Genomic DNA, 18,923 nt, shown 5'->3' with positions numbered 1-18,923 from the left:
GCGCTTGCACGGCATACCTCGCACCTACTTTTAGCAGTCGAAGCCACGCTCATCCCGAATATTTCACGTGAAAACATTCGTTCGGGAGAGCCTGCGACGCGTCATCCGAACGTGCACTTGATCTCTTCAAGCTCGTTTCGACGCTCCACCCGGTTTTCCCACCGACATGACGCGCACGATATTGCGCGACCCGCATTTGGGGCAACATCCCACGCTCTTCATCGCTGCCGCCCTTCTCGCTTCGATCGGCTTCCCAAAAAAGCACGCTCCTCGCCCATCGGGGAGAGGAGCGCGTTCCATCGGACGCACCCCGAATGTTTCACGTGAAACATTCGTTCGCTGCGGGCGTGCGGTCTAGCGCTCGCTCATGGCGACGTAGTCGCGCTTGCCGCTGCGGATGCTCTTGTAGGCGGGGCGGATGATGCGCTTGCCGGAGACGATCTCCTCGAAGCGATGCGCGGCCCAACCGGACATGCGCGCGCACGCGAACAGCGGCGTGAACAGGTCCTCGGGGATGCCCATCATCGAGTACACGAAGCCGGAGTACATGTCGATGTTCGCGCACATGTCCTTGTTCGTGCCCTTCTCGCGCAGAATCACCTCGGGAGCGAGGCGTTCGATGCTCTCGAGCAGGCGGAACTCCGCCTCGTACTCCGTGCCCACGGCCAGCTTCTCGGCGAACTGCTTGCAGATGATGGCGCGCGGGTCGGACTTCGTGTACACCGCGTGACCCATGCCGTACACGAGGCCCGTGTTGTCGAAGGCCTCCTTGTTGACGATCTTCGCCAGGTAGTCGGCCACCTGGCCCTCGTCGGACCAGTCGGCCACGTTCTCCTTGAGCTCCTTCTGCATGGCAAGCACCTGGTGGTTCGCGCCGCCGTGCTTCCAGCCCTTGAGCGAGCCGATAGCGCCGGCGTACGTGGAGTACGGATCGGTGTCGGACGAGGTCAGCACGCGCGTGGTGAACGTGGAGTTGTTGCCGCCGCCGTGCTCGGCATGCAGGCACAGCATGATGTCGAGCATGCGCGCCTCGTCGGCGGTGAACTGGCGGTCGGGGCGCAGCATGGACAGGATCGTCTCAGCCGTGGACTGGCCGGGGATGAAGCGGTGCATGATCATGGAGCCGTTGTTGAAGCGCGCCTGCTTCGCGTAGTAGGTCAGCACCATGATGCGCGGAAGGCGCGAGATGAGCGAGATGGCGGTATGGATCTCGTGCTGCGCGGAGCGGTCTTCGGCCTGGTCATCGTAGGCGTACAGCAGCAGGATGGTGCGCTGCAGCATGTTCATGATGTCGGGCGGCGTGTCGCGCATGATCATGGAGGCGGTGAAGCCGTCGGGCAGCTCGCGCTCGGCGTCGAGGGCGGCGATGAAGCGATCGAGCTGTTCCTGCGTGGGCAGCTCGCCCATGAGCAGGAGGTACGCAACCTCTTCGAAGTTGAAGCGACGATCGGCGGCATCGGCGCCCAGCAGATCGTACACGTCGTAGCCGCGATAGCGCAGCATGCCCTCGTCGGCCACCTTCTCGCCGTCGGACACCACGTAGCCGTGGACGTTCGCGATGTTCGTGAGCCCCGCGATGACGCCGGTGCCGTCGGCGTTGCGCAGGCCGCGCTTCACGTCGAACTGCTCGTAGCTTGCGGGATCGATGGAGTTGATCGCCTTGAAGTTCTCGTATAGAGCGATCTGCTTTTCACTAGCCATGGCGCATCCTTCCTGCCGCGCGAGCGCGGCCCCTCTTCCGAAATGCCGAAATGTACGCGATGACCGCCCTTGGATGTGCGGCCTCTGGTGGATATGGCGAATGGGAAAATACGTCTCTCTTTATTATGATAAAGCGCAGCGGCCCTCTGCGCAATGAACACACGTGAGTTACTCGGCGAAAACCATACGTTGGCTGCCCAAGAACTTGCCAACCGATGACGGTTGGGCAACGCGCGCGGCCCCTCGTCATCGTCCGAAGATACTTGCCTACAATGAAGGGGAACGCGTGCGAAAGCGAGGAACACCCCTTGATCGAGACTATGTTCGCCTTGCTCGTCGAAAAGCGCGCTTGGTTTTTCGACTTACTTCTCCAGCATATCGGCATCTCACTCATATCCATTGCGCTGGCTGCCCTCATCGGGCTTTCGCTGGGCATCGCCATCGCCGCGTGGCGACGAGGGGCGAAACCGGTGCTCGCGCTGGTGAACTTCGTGTACACCATCCCGTCCATCGCGCTGTTCGGCTTCCTCATCCCCGTCACGGGCATCGGCGACCTCACGGCCATCGTGGCGCTCACCGTGTACGCGCTGCTGCCGATGGTGCGCAACACCTACACCGGCCTCACCACCATCGATCCCGCCATCATCGAGGCGGCGCGCGGCATGGGCTCCACCGACCGCCAGCTGCTCTACCGCATCGAGCTGCCGCTGGCCGCGCCCATCATCATGAGCGGCATCCGCAACATGGCCACCATGACCATCGCGCTGGCCGGCATCGCCAGCTTCATCGGCGCGGGCGGCCTGGGCGTGGCCATCTACCGCGGCATCACCACAGGAAACGTGGCCATGACGTTGGCAGGCAGCGTGCTGATCGCCTTGCTGGCCATCGTGGTGGACCTGCTGCTGGGGCTGGCCGAGAAGTCGACGCGCCGCCACCTCGAACCGTCGAGCGCGCGGCGCCGGAAGCGGTCGGAAGCGCGGCGCGGCGCATCCCCGGGCGCGCGACGACGCACGGGCGCCGTCGTGGCCGCGGGCGCGGCCGTCGTGCTGATCGCGGGCGGCGCCTTCGCGTTCGCGAACCGCGGCGGAGGCGACGACGTGGTGAACATCGCGACGAAGCCCATGACCGAACAGTACATCCTCGGCGAGATGCTGAACACGCTGATCGAGTACGATACCGACCTCACCGTCGAGCTGACGCAGGGCGTGGGCGGCGGCACGTCGAACATCGAGCCCGGCATGGAGAAGGGTGATTTCGACCTCTACCCCGAGTACACGGGAACCGGATGGAACGCCGTGCTCAAGCACGACGACACCTACGACGAGTCGATGTTCGACACGATGCAGCAGGAGTACGAGTCGCAGCTGGGCCTCACCTGGGTGGGCATGTACGGCTTCAACAACACGTTCGGCCTGGCCGTGAGCAAGGACGTGGCCGAGCGCTACAACCTGCGCACGTACTCCGACCTGGCGAAGGCGGCCGGCGAGCTTACCCTCGGCGCCGAGCCCGACTTCTACGACCGCCAGGACGGCTACCCCGGCTTGCAGGAAGCGTACGGCATGAACTTCGGCAGCACGCGCGACATGGACATCAGCTTGAAGTACCAAGCGCTGTTCGAGAACAAGGTGGACGCCATCGTCGTGTCCACCACCGACGGCAAGGTGGCGGACGATCGCCTCGTGGTGCTCGAGGACGACCAGCACTTCTACCCCTCGTACCTGTGCGGGAACGTGGTGCGCCAGGACACGCTGGAGAAGCACCCCGAGCTGCGCGACGAGCTGCTGAAGCTGCAAGGCGCCATCACCGACACCGACATGGCGCGCATGAACAACGCCGTGGAAACGCAGGGGCAGGAACCGAAAGCGGTGGCCGACGCGTTCCTGGCCGAGAAGGGGCTGATGTAGCATGGACGGCATGGAGCAAACCGGCACGCCCGCCGTCGCGTTCGAGCACGTGACCAAGCGCTTCGGCGATGCCGTGGCCGTGAACGACGTGAACCTCAGCATCGACGAGGGGGCGTTCGTCACCATCATCGGCAGCTCGGGCTGCGGCAAGACCACGCTGCTGAAAATGGTGAACGCGCTGGTGATGCCCGACGAGGGCGACGTCCTCGTGCACGGGCAGGCCACGTCGAGCGTCGACCCCATCGAGCTGCGCCGCAACATCGGCTACGCTATCCAGGGCAGCGTGCTGTTCCCCCACCTCACCGTGGAGCAGAACATCGCGTACGTGCCCACGCTGCTGAACAGCGGCGACAAGGGCCGCACCGAGGCGGCCGTGACGAAGTGGATGGACATCATCGGGCTGCCGCGCGACATCATGGACCGCTACCCCGCCGAGCTGTCGGGCGGCCAGGCGCAGCGCGTCGGCATCGCCCGCGCGCTGGCGGCCAGCCCCGACATCCTGCTGGCCGACGAGCCGTTCAGCGCCGTGGACGCCATCACCCGCAGCAGCCTGCAGGACGAGATCAAGCGCATCCACCAGCAAACGGGCATCACCGTGCTGTTCGTGACGCACGACATCGACGAAGCGCTCGACCTGGGCGACAAGGTGCTGGTGATGGAGGCCGGCCGCGCCGTGCAGTTCGCGCCGCCCTGCGAGATCCTGCGCGCCCCCGCCACCGAGTTCGTCGACCGCCTGGTAACGAGAAAGCGCACCGTGTACGCGCGATAGCGTCTGCGGGACCCTGCGGTGTTTCACGTGAAACACCGTCCACGCAAGAAGCCTGACCATCGGTCGTCAGCAGAGCCCCGCACCCGACACCTCGAAAGAGGAAATTTCCCTTCTCGCCCCCTTCTAAAAAATAGTCAACGGGGTAGCATGGTTTCCAATCCATTGACCGGCCGGTCAATAGGAGCAAGACGGCAAGAGGAAGGGGGGGGGCGGCAATGGACGACCGGCATTCCACATTCGACAAATTCGAGAACCTCCCCGAGGAGCGGCGCGAGGCCATTGTCAGCGCCGCCGTGGAAACGTTCGGCAAGAACGACTACAAGAGCGCCTCGACCGAAACCATCGCACGGCGGGCAGGCATCTCGAAGGGCCTTCTGTTCTTCTACTTCAAGAACAAGAAGGAGCTCTACCTGTATCTCATGGAGCACCTGATGGACCGCGTGTCGCAGCTCGTGGTGGACGATGCGTTCTACGAGGTCGACGATTTCTTCGAGCTGATGATCTACGCGGCGAAAAGCAAGCGCAAGGTGTTCGAGCGCTTCCCCTACCTGATGGAATTCTCCGTCCGAGCCTTCTACCCAGAGCACAAAGACGTCAAGGACACGATGGATGGCTGGACGCAGCGCCAAATCGACCTGATGTTCACCACGTATTTCAAGAACGTGCGGTTCGACCGGTTTCGCGACGACGTCGATCCGCGGTACGTGCTCGACCTGCTGATTTGGATGGCCGACGGCTACATGCACCAACAACGGGCGCTTCACCGACGCATCGACATGGATGCGCTGATGAACGAGATGTACCGCTGGTGCGACGTGCTGAGGCCCTACGCGTACAAGGAGGAATACCAATGAGCGATCCCGTGATCGAACTCAAGGGGCTCAAGAAAGACTACGGCAGCGGGCGCGGCGTGTTCGACGTGTCGTTCGCCGTGGAGCGGGGCGAGGTGTTCGGCTTTTTGGGGCCGAACGGCGCCGGCAAGACGGTGACCATGCGCAACCTCATGGGCTTCATCCGCCCCGACGCGGGCACCGCGAGCATCGACGGCCTGGACTGCTTCGGCCAGCGCGCCCGCATCCAGGAGCGCCTGGGCTACCTGCCGGGCGAAATCGCCTGCATGGACGAGATGACCGGCGCGGCGTTCCTGGAGTTCATGGCGCACATGAAGAAGCTGCGCGACCGCACGCGCATGGAGCAGCTGATCGAGTACTTCGAGCTGGATCCCGCGCGGCGCATTCGCAAGATGTCGAAGGGAACGAAGCAGAAAGTGGGGCTGGTCTGCGCGTTCATGACGTCGCCCGACATCCTCCTGCTCGACGAGCCCACGAGCGGCCTCGACCCCCTCATGCAGAGCCGCTTCATCGACCTCGTGCTGGAGGAGAAGCGCCGCGGCGCCACCATCCTGCTGTCATCGCACCTGTTCGAGGAAGTGGAGCGCACGTGCGATCGCGTGGCGTTCATCCGCGCGGGCAAGCTGGCGGCCGTCGAGCGCATGGACGACGTGCGGAAATCGCGCAAGCGCGTGTTCGTCGTCACGTTCGCCGACGAGGCCGCGCGCAACCGCTACGCGGCGGCCCACGCCGACGCCGGCGCCGACGTGCAGAAGCAGGGCGCGACCAGCGTCGAAGCGGCCGTGGCCGGCAACCTCGACGCGTTCGTGAAGGATCTGGCCGCCTACGAGATCACCGACCTCACCGCGCGCGAGCAAACGCTCGAGGAGCTGTTCATGCACCTGTACGGCACGATGGAGAAGGGAGGCTCCCATGAATAGGACGCTGTTCGCCAAGGAGCTGCGCGCCAACCTGTTCGTCAGCGGCATCATCGCCGCGGTGCTGGCCATGTACATCGGCATGATCGTCAGCATGTTCGACCCCAAGCTGGGCGAGAGCCTCGATCTCATGATGCAGAGCATGCCCGAGATATTCGCCGCGTTCGGCATGGCGACGCAGGCCACCACCCTCATCGACTTCATGCTGAACTACCTGTACGGCTTCCTGCTGACCGTCTTCATCCTCGTGCTCATCCTGATCATGGCGAACAAGCTGATGGTGCGCTACCTCGACCGCGGAGCGATGGCGTACCTGCTGGCCACGCCGAACAGCCGCACGCGCATCGCATGCACGATGATCGGCGTGATGGTGGCCATCCTCGCCGGGCTCATGGTGGTGGTCACGGCGCTTGAAGCGGGATTCGCCGAGGCGCTGTTCCCCGGCGAGCTGGACATGCAGGCGTTGTTGCAGGTGAACGCGGGGCTGTTCGCGCTGTGGCTGGCCATCGCGGGCCTGTGTTTCCTGTCGGCTTGCCTGTTCTCGAACGCCACCGCGGCGCTGTGGGCGGGCGGCGGCCTCAGCATCCTGTTCTTCCTCATGCAGATGGCGTCGAAGGTGGGCGACAAGTTCGAGTTCCTGGACAACGTCAACCCGCTGACGCTGTTCGACTACTACGGCCTGGCCGCAGGCGACGCGTCGGCGGTGGGCGGCGCGATTGCGCTGGCCGCAGCCGCGGTGGCGCTGTTTGCCGCGGCGGTGGTGGTGTTCGACCGCCGCAACCTCAGCATCTAACGAATTCGGGGAGGGACGGCGCGCGGCCGCACCCTCCCCCTTCGCGCTACGCCTGCTCTTCGACCTGGGCGAACGTGCCGTTGTCAGCCGCCACGTGAAGCATCACGGTTTTGTCGTCGTCCGATGCCTCCCACGAGCGCGCGTAGGAGAACGTGATGGTAGCCTCGCCCGTCCCGTCGGCCTTGAAGTTGAACGTGTGCACGCCGCCTTCGCCCGTCTGCGCCTGGTCGCCGTCGCTTGCAGGGACGAACTCGTCGCCATCGGGCTGCACGCCCGTTCCCTCGATCTGATAGGTCCACTCGTACCCCGTCGTGGGGTTCGCGTCCAGCTTGACCTCCAGGCTGCCCTGGCTGAACAGCGCCGAGCCCTGGGTGATCTCAACCGACGATCCCTGTGCAGTGGTGCACCCCACGGCAAGCGCGACGAAAGCCGCCATGCATGCCCCGACCAGCGCGAGTTTCAGATGCTTCCTCATAGCGTTGCTCCCTTCGTCGTGCTTTCCGTCCGTGCGTTCCTGCATTATACGGGCAGTGTGCTATTCCTGGACGCTCACGCTGGTGAAAGAGCCATTCTCCACCGTTGCCTTCACCACGACGGTCGCTTTCACGTCATCGGCGTTCGTCGTGTTGGCCAGCTTCATCGTGATGGTGGATTCGCCGTTGTTCTGAGCGTCGGCCAGGAAGCCGAACGTGTGCATGCCGGCCGAGCCCACCACGTCGTCCGCGTTCTGGTCATTGTAGGTGGAAGACGGGATGTCGGCGTCGGTGTCCTTCAACACGGTGTCGCCGTGCACGTCGGCCGTCCACTGGTACTCGACGTTCGCGTCGGAGTCGAGCAGCACGAGCATATCGCTCTGGGAGTAAGCCACCCAGCCGTTCGGAACCTTGAGCACGGTTCCCTCGCCGATGCCGCTGCCGTCGCCGCCGTTCTCGACGCTGGGGCTGGCGATGTCGGAGTTGTTGTCGTAGTTATCGGTGTTGGCGGCATTGTCGCTCGAGCAACCGGCAACGGCGAACAACGCCACCGCCAGGGCGGCGAACACGCCGATCATCGACCACTTTGCAGTCTTCGTCATGATGTCCTCGCTTTCTTTGTTGGATTCGGGATGCGCTACGCCCCATCGTATGCGCACACTTCCTCCCCGAAGCTGAGCAAACCGCCCTGTAAACACCCTGCAACAGGAACGAATGTTTCACGTGAAACATGCAGGGAAGGGCGCGGTTTTGTCCGGCCGCGAGACTCAGAGCTCCTTCGAGATCGCTTTCGTGAAAACGCCGTCTTCGACCGTCGCGATGATGACGATACGCGCATCGGGTTCGGAGGCCCCTTCGCCGCGCGAGCACGTGAGCGCGATCATCGCCACGCCCGTTCCGTTCGCCTTGAAGGAGTACGCGTGGGAGCCTTTGTCGCCGGCCAGCTGCAGGGCGGGGTCTTCGGCGTTCTCGGATGCGTCCGCATGTTCGTCGCCCTCTAAAGCCACGCACCATCCCAGGATCGAGCTGTCCCACCGGTCGCCCGTCATCGAGTCCTCGGACAGCAGAACCAGCATCGCGTCGCCGAGGTACAGCAGCGATCCCTCGGAGAAGTCGAGCGTACCCATAGGACTGTCGCCGCCAGAGAACTCTTGGGGCTGCTGCATGTCCGCGCAGCTGACAACCAGCGCCAGCACGACCGCAAGGCAACCCGCCACGATTAGGAGCTTGTAATTCCGTTGCATGCCATCCCCGTCCCCATCCTCGGTTGCATACTCCCGATGCTCCCATTCTACCGATTCGGGCTCGCTTCTGAAAGAAGGCCCGGATGCCGACAACGGGGAGGTGCACAGGTTGACCCTGGCAATCGCACCATTTCTGTTATAAAACCCCAGTTCACCAACCAACTTGGTGCACTTTTTCAAATTCTCGGAAAAAGACGTTGACAGTATGGGCCATTACCGGCATAATAACTTTTGCTGTTTCGACGTGCGCCGTTACCTCAGCTGGATAGAGGGACTGACTACGAATCAGTACGTCGGGGGTTCGAATCCCTCACGGCGCACCATTTCAGCTTTTAATTCCGCAACGACTGGCAGCAGCACGTGCGGATTTTTTATTGGTCAGGGAAAGGAACGTACTTGAAGGTTCGAAAATCGAAACCTCACAGTAAGTAGTTCTTCCTTCGTCTTCCCTTACGTCGGCAGTCGAAGGACGACTGCGGCGGCTCATGGTTTTACAGAAAACGGTTGCGACGTGCGTCGGCACGTGTTTGCGCACGCAGCGCGCTTCGCGTTTTCTCGTGAACCCTTGGGCATGAAAGTAAGGGATTATCATCATGCTCTACCTCTCTCAAATGATGGGGAAACCCGTCGTCGACACACAGGGCGAGAAGATCGGCACCATTTCCGATCTCGCCATCTCCACCGGCGAAGTGTTTCCGCGCATCACCAGCCTCGCTTTCCAGGGGCCCGGCAAGGTTCCGTTCATGATCTCGTGGCGCAAGTACGTCGACACGTTCGACGAGGACGGGATCACCCTCAACGCCGAAGCTCACGACATCCGCTTCAGCTATCTGCAACCTGACGAAGTTCTGTTGGCACGCGACCTCATGAACCGTCAGATCGTGGATACGCAGGGCATGAAAGTCGTGCGCGTCAACGATCTCAAGCTGTCCGTTTCCGGCTCGCAGCTGCGCCTGCTGGGCGCCGAGGTGGGCACGCGCGGCATCCTGCGCGGCCTGGCCCCTTGGCTCGAGCGCGCCGTGGTGGCCGTGGCGAAGCTGTTCGGCAAGAAGATCGACGAGCAGATCATCGCCTGGAACTACATGGACCTGCTCGACCGCGACCTGTCCGAGGTGCAGCTGTCCGTCACGCACAAGCGCCTCGACGAGCTGCACCCCGCCGACGTGGCCGACATCCTCGAGCAGCTGGACCCGCAGCAGCGCGCCAACGTGTTCCAGCACCTCGACGACGCGCAGGCCACCGAGGCCATCTCGGAGATGGACGACGAGTACCAGGCCGACTTCATCGAAGACCTCGACGACGCCCGCGCCGCCGGCCTGCTGGGCGACATGGACCCGGACGACGCGGCCGACATCGTGCGCGACCTGTCGTACGAGAAGGCCGAGACGCTGCTGCGCCTCATGGGCGTGGAGGACGCCACCGAAATCCGCCGCCTGCTGGGCTACAAGGACGGCACGGCCGGCGGCATGATGACCACGCAGTTCGTATCCGTGAAAGCCGACAACACCGTGGGCGAAACCATCGAGGTGCTGCGCGAGCTGGACGAAGACCACCCCACCGTGCACTACGTGTACGTGCTGAACGACTACGACGAGTTCGTGGGCGTGCTGTCGCTGCGCACCCTCGTGCTGACCGACGACGCCAAGCCCGTGCGCGAGGTCATGTTCGACGACGTGATCTCCGCTACGCCGGACGAGACGGAAGAGGACGTGGCCGCCGACATCTTCAAGTACGAGCTGCCCGCCATGCCCGTGGTGGACGAGCACGGGGTGCTGCTGGGCATCGTCACCGTCGACGACGCGTGGGACGCCATCGAGGAGGACGTGAGCGGCGACAAGACGAAGGTCACCCTGCTCAAGGTGGTGGGTGGCCTCGTGGCGTCCATCCTGTTCCTCGCGCTGTACACGCTCGTTCTGCTGCAGATCATCGGCTACGCCGGGAGGTAGCGCCATGATGATGAAGAACGAGAAGCTCGAGCTGCGCGAAGTCGAAGCCGTCGAGTCGACCGAGCTCGTCGAGGCGCCCGCCGCGCTCGAGAAGAAGCAACCCAAGAAGATCTGGCTACTGCTGGCCGCCCTCGGCCCCGGCATCGTCACCGCGATGGCCGGCAACGACGCCGGCGGCATCTCCACCTATTCCACCGTGGGCGCGAAGTTCGGGTTCGCCACGCTGTGGGTCATCCCCATCATGTGCGTCCTGCTCATCGTGGTGGAGATGACGGCCGCGCGCATGGGCGCCGTCACCGGCAAGGGTTTCGCGGCGCTCATCCGCGAGCGCTTCGGCATCCGCCTGACCGCGCTGGCCATGCTGGCGCTGCTCATCGGCAACGTGGCCACCACGTTCTCCGAGTTCGCCGGCATCGCCAGCGGCATGGAGATGTTCGGCGTGTCGAAGTACCTGGCCGTGCCCGTGGCCGCCGCAGCCGTGTGGCTACTGGTGGTGGGCGGCAGCTACAAGCGCGTGGAGAAGGTGTTCCTCATCCTGTCGCTCGTGTTCGTCACGTACATCGTGGCGGCGTTCATGGCCGAGCCGAACTGGGAAGAAGCGCTGACCAACACGGTGGTGCCGCACATCGTGAACGACCAGAGCTTCGTGTCGCTGGTCATCGCGATGATCGGCACCACCATCGCGCCGTGGATGATGTTCTTCAACCAGAGCAACGTCGTGGAAAAAGGCGTATCGGTGAAGGACCTGTTCTCGCAGAAGGTGGACGTGGTGGCCGGCACCATCGCCGCCTGCCTCGTGGCGTGGTTCATCATCGTGACCACGGGATCGGTGCTGTTCCCGCAGGGAATCGAGATCGAATCGGCAGCCGACGCGGCGCGGGCGCTCGCACCCTTCGCGGGGCACTATGCCGAGGCGCTGTTCGCCATCGGCCTGATCGCCGCGTCGTTCTTGGCTGCCTGCGTGCTTCCGCTGACCACGGCGTTCGTCATTTGCGAAGCGTTCGGTTGGGAAGCGGGAGTTTCGTTCAAGTGGAAAGAAGCGCCGCTGTTCAAAAGCATTTTCACGTTCGTGATCGCGTTCTCGGCCGTCGTCGTGCTGGTGCCGAACATCGATCTCATGGGCGTGATGCTGACCGCCCAGTTCGTCAACGGCCTCGTGCTGCCCGTGCTGCTGGTGTTCATGGCCATCATCGCCGCGGACAAGCGGGTTATGGGCGCGTATCGCTCGCGCATCGTGTCGCGCGTGCTCATCTGGGTCACCGTCGGCATCGTCACCATCCTCACCGCCGTGCTGCTGGTGATGCAGGTGCTGGGTATGTAGACCCTTCGCCGGGGCCCAAAAAGGAGTGCAGCCGCCGGGCTGCGTTGACGCTAGTTGGCGTCAACCAGGCGGCGGCTTTCGTCCTTGAGTCGTTCGGCCAGGAACAGGCGGCTGTCCTCGGCGTTGCGGGCGCAGTCAAGCAGCATCTGCACCGTCAAGCTGGACAGGTACGCGTCCATGCTTTCTTCGATGAGATCGTACGCCTGCTTGATGTCCTGCACCATCGCCCCGCCCTTGCGGGCGTCGCGCTTCGCGCGCGTGGACTGCTTCGCGTCGTCGTCGAGCGCCTCCATGATTTCCAACACGTTCGTGTCGGCCGGGTCCTTCGCCAGGCGGTACCCGCCGTGCTTGCCCGGACGGGCTTCGATGATTCCCGCGTTGCGCAGCAACTGGGCCAATTGGATGAGGTAATCGCGCGGGATGGACATATCCTCGGCGATATCTTTTGAGGAGCATGTGGTACCTTGCGCAGCCAAGTACAAGATGGCGCGCATACCGTAATCAGTGGATGCCTTGAGTTGCACTGCTGTCTCCTAACTCTACATCGCTCGGCATGCATGATGCCTGGTGAGCGACCTACTTATATATGCCTGTCGGTCAAATTTTCCTTAGAAAACAACAAACGACGCATTCGCAGCGTCGTCTGAGTTCGTGCACCCTTGCGGCTGCGAGGGAACCATCTAAGGTGGTTCGAGTGTACCCAATGCAAAACGATTATAGCAAGGTCAATGATGGGTTTGCAGGTCAAATCGAATTGAAACGGTTACGTATGCGCTAACTCCCCACACCTACGCCATTATCGCGCAACGGCGCCGTTACGTCGATGCTATACTGCGGCCTATGGAGACGAAAGAACAACTGCGCTCGCGCGTGCTTGCACGGCGCGACGCGCTGCCGGAAGACGTGCGAACGCGCAAGAGCGCGGCGATTTGCACGCGGTTGGAACGGGTGCTTGCCGACGCGTTCGCGGATGCGGGCGGCGGCGCGGGCCCCGACGCGGGCGTGCAGGAGGCGCCCACCGTGGCCGTGTTCGCGTCGATGCGGAGCGAAGTGGACACTCAACTTTTCGTTGAATCAGCGTATGCGCGAGGCTGGCGCGTGTGCTTCCCGTGCATGGTGCGCGGGGGCCGCGAGGACGGAAGGCCCGGCGAGTCCGAAACCCCGTCGAGGATGGCGTTCTATCGCGTGGAACCCGAGCAGCTGGAAGCGGCGCAAGCGGGGTTCCTCGGCGCGCCCCTGCGCTGCCTTGCGTGCGCGGCGCTCGAGCGCGACGGGTTCCACCCGGTTGCGCCCGACGAGCTTGACGCCGTCGTGGTGCCGCTCGTGGCGTTCGACGATGCCGGGCGCCGCCTGGGTTACGGCGGCGGCAACTACGACCAGCTGCTCCCCCGCCTGCGCGCCGATGCCGTGGTGGTCGGCGTGGCTTTCGACGAGCAGCGCGTGGAAGCCGTCCCCTGCGAGCCGCACGACGTGCCGCTCCCCCGCGTGGTGAGCAGCTAGGGGCGGCCTCCCGCAGGCGCGCAGGCTTCCGCCGCTCTGCGCGCGATTCGCGAAGGTGCGCTATAGTGGGGCGCGTCCGTTCCGCGCACTCAGAAGGGGATCGATGAACGCGCACGCTTCCGACAAAACGCGAGTCCTCGCCCTCGCGCTCGTGGCCACCCTCGGGTTCGGCCTGCTGCAGGGCGCACGGCTGCTCGACCTCAACACGGGGCCGTACAGCCCCAGCCCGTACGCCATCGTCGGGCTCGCCGCCGACGGCCTCACGTTCATCGTCGTCGCCGTGCTTTCGTACCTCGGGCGCATCGATCGGGCGAAGCCGCTGTTCATCGCAGCCGTCGTCGTCAGCTCGCTCTATGCCGCGCTCGTCGTGTCCGGCAGCACGAACGATGCCGCGCTGATCGCCATGCAGGTGACGGCGGGCATGGGCTGGTCGCTGTCCATCCTGTGCTGGATGGAGGTGTTCACCAGCTATCGGCCGCGGATCTCGCTTCCCCTGATCGCCGCGGCGTACCTCATCGACACGCTGCTTCCACCGCTGACCAGCTCGCTGTTCCCGGGCGGGCGCAGCGTCATGTTGCTGGCATCGTTCGTTCTCTCCACCGTCGCGCTGTTGTGGTGTTTGCACAACAATGCGTTCGTCGCCCAGCAGATGAAAGAGCCTACGGCGCCCGCCACCTCCATGGCCGAGGCGCTGTCGCGCACGAAGCGCGCGGCGGTCGGCACGTTCGCGTTCTCGCTGATCTGCGGGTTCGTGATCGAGCTCGACATTCACAACAACCTGCAGTACGCGCAGACCGACCTCACCGGCCTGTTCGGCATCATCGCGGCCGTCGTCATGCTCGCGGTGCTGCTGGTGGCGAAGCCGCGCAAGGCGAACATCGACTACATCACGCCCATCACCGCGCTGTGCCTCGTCACCATCCTGCTGTACCGCAGCCTCAACGTCGCGGACGGGCACGTGGCGGGGTCGCTGATGACCGCGTTCCTCATCTCGTTCTACGTGCTGCTGTGGCTCATGTTCATCAGCGAGGCGAACGAGCGCAAGCTGCCCGCGTTCTTCCTGCTGGGCCTGGCCCTGGGCGTCGCGCGGCTCTCGGTGGCGCTCGGCCGCTTCGCGGCGCAAACGCTGCTGGAGCACACGGGGGTCGATCCGCAGCTCGCGCTGGTTGGCTCGGTATGGCTGCTGGTGGCCACGCTGGCGCTCATGTTCTGCAGCTACCTTCGATATGCGGCGAAGCGGGGCGCGGCGGAGGCAGGAGCGAGCGACGAGGCGTCCGTGCCCGCCGTGCACCTGTCGGCGGTCGGCGCGCTCGCGCAGATACGGGATACCTACGGGCTGACCGCCCGCGAGTTCGACGTGATCGAGGAGTTCGCGGCGGGCCGCAGCGCACGCGCCATCGCCGAACGCTTCACGCTGTCGGAGCACACAGTGAAAACCCACCTGCGCCACGCCTACGCGAAGATGGACGTGCATTCGCGCCAGGACCTGCTCGACCTCGTGGAAGAGACGAGTGCCGCCAAGAGGGGCTGACCCCTCCGGCGGCACCGTTTCCCCACGTCGGCCTACGCCGTGGCGAGCGCGGCGCCCGTCAGGCGGCCCATGGTGAGCGCGCTCGAGTTGGAGCAGTGGCGCACGAAGCTGCGGTTGTACATGAAGCGGTGCGTGGCCTCGCCCACCGCGAACAGGCCGGGGATGGGGCTGCCGTCCTCGCCGAGCGCCTGGCAGGAGGCGTCGGTTTTCACGCCACCCATCGTGGCCACGTAGGACGGCACGAACTTCACCAGGTAGAACGGGCCGTCGCCGTAGGCCGCCAGCATGTCGGCTTTCTTGCCGAACGCCTCGTCCGCGCCTGCAGCCGCCGCCTGCTGATACGCCTCGAACGTGGCGGCCAGCTGCGGAGCTCCCGCAACGTCGGCCAGCTCCTCGATCGAGCTCGCCTTCAGCACGTCACCCGTGGACAGCCCCTTCTCGATGACGGCCGTCACCTCGGCGTTCGCGCTGTCGAACAGCACGCGGTACGGGCCCGCCTGGTTGTCGGTCATGGACGTGGCCAGTGCCGTCACCGGGGCCGCTTCGTTCACGAAGCGCGCGCCCGTGGCATCGACGAGCATCTTCGACGACGTTGCCGCGCCCTCCATGCCCGTGTCGCACAGCTTCTTGAAGCCTGCGTCGGCCTTCGTCAGCGCGCGCGTGGGCATGATGACGTTCGGGATGACCCACGGATCCTCGTACAGCGCGGCGCCGATGGCGGAGGCCATGGTCATGCCGTCGCCCGTGTTCATGGCGTTGCCCAGGTACTGGAAGCCCATCTCGTTGATGGCGGGCACCAGCTGGTCGCAATAGTCCGCGCTGCCGCCGAACCCGCCGGTGGCCAGCACCACGGCCTTCGCGCGCAGTTCCTGGGAGCCGTCGGGGCCCTGCACCTTCACGCCCACCACGGCGTCGCCGTCCTTGACGAGCTCCGTCGCCTCGGTCGAAAGCATCGTCTGCACGCCCAGGCGCTCGAACTCGGCCGCAAACACGTTCGCCAACTGCACGCCCGCCTCGGTGGCGGGATCGGCGCTGACGTCGGGCTTCACCGTGTCGGTGCCCACCATCTCCTTCGTGAACGACTTCTCGAACGTGATGCCCAGCTGCTCGACCCACGCGATGGTGGCGCAGCTTTCCTCCATGAGGTGCTGCATGCGGCCGTAGTCGGGATACGGGGCATCCACCTTCCCGATTTCGGTGAGGTCGCGATAGCGGTCGACGAACTGGTCCATCGTGTCGGGCGCATCGGAGTCGTAGCGCCAATCGGCCTGGTTCTCGGCGACCTGGGCGATGGACACGTTGCCCTTGGACGTGAGGAACGTCGAAGTGAGGAACGGCGCCTTGTCGACGAGAATCACGCGCGCGCCGTTCTGCGCCGCGGAGATGGAGCACGCCGAGCCCGCCAGGCCCGAACCGATGACGATGATGTCGGCTTCCGCCGCCTCGGCTGAACCGGGCGCGGTGGCTGCGCCGTTCTCCTTCTTGGGCTCGGATTGCGGGCTGCACCCGGTCAACGCGAGCGACCCGCCCAGCACCATGGCCCCCACAACGAACTGCCTTCTGGTGAACATGCTCCCCATTGCTCTCTCCTCTCGTAGATAGGCGGCCGAGCCGCCTCGAACGACCGCACTATACGACGACCGAGGAGGCGCACCATCGCACGAATGGGTGTACCTTTTGATCGCACGAAACGAGGGAGGGCCTTCGACCTGGGGATTCACCTAAAGCGCCGGGAACCGTGCCAGTGCCGAGCAAAGTCCCCGAGTTGTGCACCCTTGTGGCATTGAAACACTCCGAAAAGCGCCCGGTTCTCGAGTTGTGCACCCTCACGAAGCTCCGCGCACGGCGGCGCGGCGGCGCGGACGAATTCCGACCTGGGATTATTCCGCGCTTCCGCGCACAAGATACCCTACGAGAGCCGATCGAGCCTGTCACGAGGGCGCATAACTCGAGAACCGAGAGCTGGGCAGTTCGGTAGCCACGGGGCACCCGACCGAGGGAGCGCATTCGCCGTCTTTTAAAGAAGGTGTTTCACGTGAAACACTTGTACGAGCCGCGCCGTTTGCCGGAATCGAAGGATGCCAATGGGAGGGATTGCGCTCGCTCAGGATGGCTAACACGCGCTCGATTTCGCACGCAAAAAAGCGCCCGGGACGCTTTCGTCCCGGGCGCTTGCCGCGTCGCTCGCTCGCCTGCCTGCTCGCGCTACGCTTTCACCGCTCCGTACTTCGAGCGGTTCAGCACGAGAATCGCGGCGATCATCATCACGGCGCCCACGACCAGCGCAATCCACGGGCTGCCCGTGAAGCCGGCGACGATGTAGCCCACGATGCACACGGCGGCCACCACCGACGCGTACGGCAGCTGCGTGGCCACGTGGCGCAGGTGGTTGCATTGCGCGCCCGCCGACGACAGGATGGTCGTGTCCGAAATGGGCGACACGTGGTCGCCGTACACCGCGCCGCCCAGCGTGGCGCCGATGGCCACAAGGAACAGCGGATCCTGCGCCGGGAACACGCCGATGACGATGGGCAGAATGAGCGCAATGGTGCCCCACGACGTGCCCATGGCGAAGCCGATGAACGCCGCCACGATGAAGATGACGGCCGGCAACAGCGCCAGCCCCACCCCAATGCTGTTCAAGAAGCCGCTGACGAACTCGCCGGTTCCCAGCAGGTAGCGGCACGTGCCGCCCAGGCTCCACGCCAGCACGAGGATCATGATGGCGCCCACCATGGAGCGCACGCCCTCGGCCACGCCGTCCATGTAGCCCGACAGCGTCATCAGCTTGCGCGGAAGGAACATGGCCGCCGTCACCACGAGCGCCACGCACACGCCGATGCACAGGCCGAACACCGGGTTCTCGCCCACCGCCGTGGCGAAGTCGACGCCCTGGAAGAAGCCGCCCGCGTACAGCATGCCCAGGATCGAGAAGATGATGAGCACCACGATGGGCACGATCAGGTCGAACACGCGGCCCTTGTCCGAGATGGACATGCCCTTGAATTCCTCGGCGGCAATCCTCGCCGCTTCGTCGAGCTCGTCCTCCTCGGCGATGACCGTGTCCATCTTCAGCGGCAGCGCATCGGCCGCGTGCGGGTCGGAGATGCCCACGGTGGACATCGACTCGAGCGCGCTGTCCTTCGGCGGAATGCGGTGCTGCTTGTCGGAGGGCTGCTGCACCTCGGCCTCGGCAACGCGCATGGGGCCGAAGTCCTTCTTGGTGGCGCACATGAAGAAGACGAACACGATGGTGAGCAGCGCGTAGAAGTTGTACGGGATGGACTGGACGAACGTGGTGAAGCCGCCCTCGCCCAGGTAGCCGCCCACGGCCACGGCCCACGACGACACGGGCGCGATGATGCAGATGGGCGCCGCGGTGGAGTCGATGATCCAGGCCAGCTTCTCATGGCTGATGTTGAAGCGGTCGGTGACGGGCCGCATGACCGCGCCCACCGTGAGGCAGTTGAAGTAGTCGTCCACGAAGATGATGATGCCCAGCACCGCAGTCAGCACCTGCGCCATCTTCGCGTTCTTGATGTGCGTGGACACCCATTCGGCGTACGCGCGCGAGCCGCCGGCGGCCGCGATGACCACCACGAGCGCGCCCAATAACGCAAGGAACAGCAGCAGCGCCCCGTTGCCGGCTATCTGCTCGGCCATCATCTGCGGCACCATGGTGAACGAGTCGACGAGCGGCTCGACGCCCACGCCGTTGAGCGAGAACTGGTAGATCACCATGCCGATGAACACGCCGATGGCAAGCGAGGAGTACACCTCCTTCGTGATAAGCGCCAGGCCCAGCGCCAGAATCGGCGGTACGATTGACCATACCCCCGTGCTGATGAGGTCGAATCCTTCCATATGATCCCCTTCGTCGTGCAATTCGCCGAACGGCATGCACGTGGTTCCGCCTCCACCCTCGCCGCGCTTCTCCGGACGCGATGCTTGAGGACGCAGGCCGAATCGCCGC

At 64.4% G+C, this 18,923-nt stretch carries 16 protein-coding genes and 1 tRNA gene; 10 read left to right on the top strand and 7 right to left on the bottom strand.

Going from position 1 to position 18,923, the window contains the following annotated elements:
• Positions 1–354: 354 nt before the first annotated feature.
• Positions 355–1,701 carry a citrate/2-methylcitrate synthase gene (locus GS424_RS00450; protein WP_160940757.1) on the bottom strand — a complete coding sequence of 449 codons (1,347 nt, stop codon included), beginning with the start codon at positions 1,699–1,701 and terminating at the stop codon, positions 355–357.
• 308 nt (positions 1,702–2,009) lie between these two features.
• On the opposite strand from GS424_RS00450, the gene GS424_RS00445 reads away from it, so the two are divergent.
• From GS424_RS00445 to GS424_RS00425, 5 genes are all read left to right on the top strand, one after another.
• Positions 2,010–3,605 carry an ABC transporter permease/substrate-binding protein gene (locus GS424_RS00445; RefSeq protein WP_244977626.1) on the top strand — a complete coding sequence of 532 codons (1,596 nt, stop codon included), beginning with the start codon at positions 2,010–2,012 and terminating at the stop codon, positions 3,603–3,605.
• Position 3,606: 1 nt separating this feature from the next.
• On the top strand, positions 3,607–4,374 hold the full coding sequence (locus GS424_RS00440) for an ATP-binding cassette domain-containing protein (protein WP_160940758.1): 768 nt from the start codon (positions 3,607–3,609) through the stop codon (positions 4,372–4,374).
• A 215-nt stretch (positions 4,375–4,589) separates the two neighbouring features.
• Complete coding sequence (locus GS424_RS00435) at positions 4,590–5,228, top strand: TetR/AcrR family transcriptional regulator (RefSeq protein ID WP_160940759.1); 639 nt, start codon at positions 4,590–4,592, stop codon at positions 5,226–5,228.
• Positions 5,225–6,145 (top strand): ABC transporter ATP-binding protein, encoded by a 921-nt coding sequence (locus tag GS424_RS00430; protein ID WP_160940760.1) that lies wholly within the window; start codon positions 5,225–5,227, stop codon positions 6,143–6,145. The genes GS424_RS00435 and GS424_RS00430 overlap by 4 nt, the downstream gene beginning before the upstream one ends.
• Positions 6,138–6,935 carry an ABC-2 transporter permease gene (locus GS424_RS00425; protein WP_160940761.1) on the top strand — a complete coding sequence of 266 codons (798 nt, stop codon included), beginning with the start codon at positions 6,138–6,140 and terminating at the stop codon, positions 6,933–6,935. Before GS424_RS00430 ends, GS424_RS00425 begins: the two co-directional genes overlap by 8 nt.
• 46 nt (positions 6,936–6,981) lie before the next feature.
• On the opposite strand, the gene GS424_RS00420 is transcribed toward GS424_RS00425, so the two are convergent.
• From GS424_RS00420 to GS424_RS00410, 3 genes are all read right to left on the bottom strand, one after another.
• Positions 6,982–7,410, bottom strand: a complete 429-nt coding sequence (locus GS424_RS00420; protein WP_160940762.1) for a protease inhibitor I42 family protein — start codon at positions 7,408–7,410, stop codon at positions 6,982–6,984.
• 60 nt (positions 7,411–7,470) lie between these two features.
• A complete protein-coding gene (locus GS424_RS00415) occupies positions 7,471–8,010 on the bottom strand; it encodes a protease inhibitor I42 family protein (protein WP_160940763.1) in 540 nt (179 codons plus the stop codon).
• A 165-nt stretch (positions 8,011–8,175) separates the two neighbouring features.
• A complete protein-coding gene (locus GS424_RS00410) occupies positions 8,176–8,652 on the bottom strand; it encodes a protease inhibitor I42 family protein (RefSeq protein ID WP_160940764.1) in 477 nt (158 codons plus the stop codon).
• A 246-nt stretch (positions 8,653–8,898) separates the two neighbouring features.
• Here GS424_RS00410 and GS424_RS00405 point away from each other — a divergent pair.
• The 3 genes from GS424_RS00405 to GS424_RS00395 all read left to right on the top strand — a co-directional run bounded on the left by GS424_RS00405 (position 8,899) and on the right by GS424_RS00395 (position 11,919).
• Positions 8,899–8,975: transfer RNA gene (locus GS424_RS00405), tRNA-Arg, on the top strand.
• Positions 8,976–9,245: 270 nt separating this feature from the next.
• Positions 9,246–10,598, top strand: a complete 1,353-nt coding sequence (locus GS424_RS00400; RefSeq protein WP_160940765.1) for a magnesium transporter — start codon at positions 9,246–9,248, stop codon at positions 10,596–10,598.
• A 4-nt stretch (positions 10,599–10,602) separates the two neighbouring features.
• Positions 10,603–11,919, top strand: coding sequence for an Nramp family divalent metal transporter (locus tag GS424_RS00395; RefSeq protein WP_160940766.1), 1,317 nt, complete (start codon positions 10,603–10,605; stop codon positions 11,917–11,919).
• A gap of 50 nt (positions 11,920–11,969) precedes the next feature.
• On the opposite strand, the gene GS424_RS00390 is transcribed toward GS424_RS00395, so the two are convergent.
• Positions 11,970–12,443, bottom strand: a complete 474-nt coding sequence (locus GS424_RS00390; RefSeq protein ID WP_160940767.1) for an RrF2 family transcriptional regulator — start codon at positions 12,441–12,443, stop codon at positions 11,970–11,972.
• 316 nt (positions 12,444–12,759) lie between these two features.
• On the opposite strand from GS424_RS00390, the gene GS424_RS00385 reads away from it, so the two are divergent.
• The gene (locus GS424_RS00385) at positions 12,760–13,419 is read left to right on the top strand and encodes a 5-formyltetrahydrofolate cyclo-ligase (protein ID WP_244977625.1); all 660 of its coding nucleotides are present in this window, start codon (positions 12,760–12,762) and stop codon (positions 13,417–13,419) included.
• Between the two features lie 103 nt (positions 13,420–13,522).
• Entirely contained in the window at positions 13,523–14,950 is a 1,428-nt protein-coding gene (locus GS424_RS00380) for a helix-turn-helix transcriptional regulator (protein ID WP_160940768.1), read from the top strand.
• A gap of 32 nt (positions 14,951–14,982) precedes the next feature.
• On the opposite strand, the gene GS424_RS00375 is transcribed toward GS424_RS00380, so the two are convergent.
• Together GS424_RS00375 and GS424_RS00370 are read right to left on the bottom strand one after the other, a co-directional pair.
• Positions 14,983–16,530 carry an FAD-dependent oxidoreductase gene (locus tag GS424_RS00375; protein ID WP_160940769.1) on the bottom strand — a complete coding sequence of 516 codons (1,548 nt, stop codon included), beginning with the start codon at positions 16,528–16,530 and terminating at the stop codon, positions 14,983–14,985.
• Positions 16,531–17,155: 625 nt separating this feature from the next.
• Positions 17,156–18,814 carry a Na+/H+ antiporter NhaC family protein gene (locus GS424_RS00370; protein ID WP_160940770.1) on the bottom strand — a complete coding sequence of 553 codons (1,659 nt, stop codon included), beginning with the start codon at positions 18,812–18,814 and terminating at the stop codon, positions 17,156–17,158.
• Between the last annotated feature and the right edge of the window lie 109 nt (positions 18,815–18,923).

It is taken from the genome of Eggerthella guodeyinii, from assembly GCF_009834925.2.
Classification (GTDB): domain Bacteria; phylum Actinomycetota; class Coriobacteriia; order Coriobacteriales; family Eggerthellaceae; genus Eggerthella; species Eggerthella guodeyinii.
The sequence above is the reverse complement of the archived record's forward strand: the minus strand, read 5'-3'. Positions and strand labels throughout refer to the sequence as shown.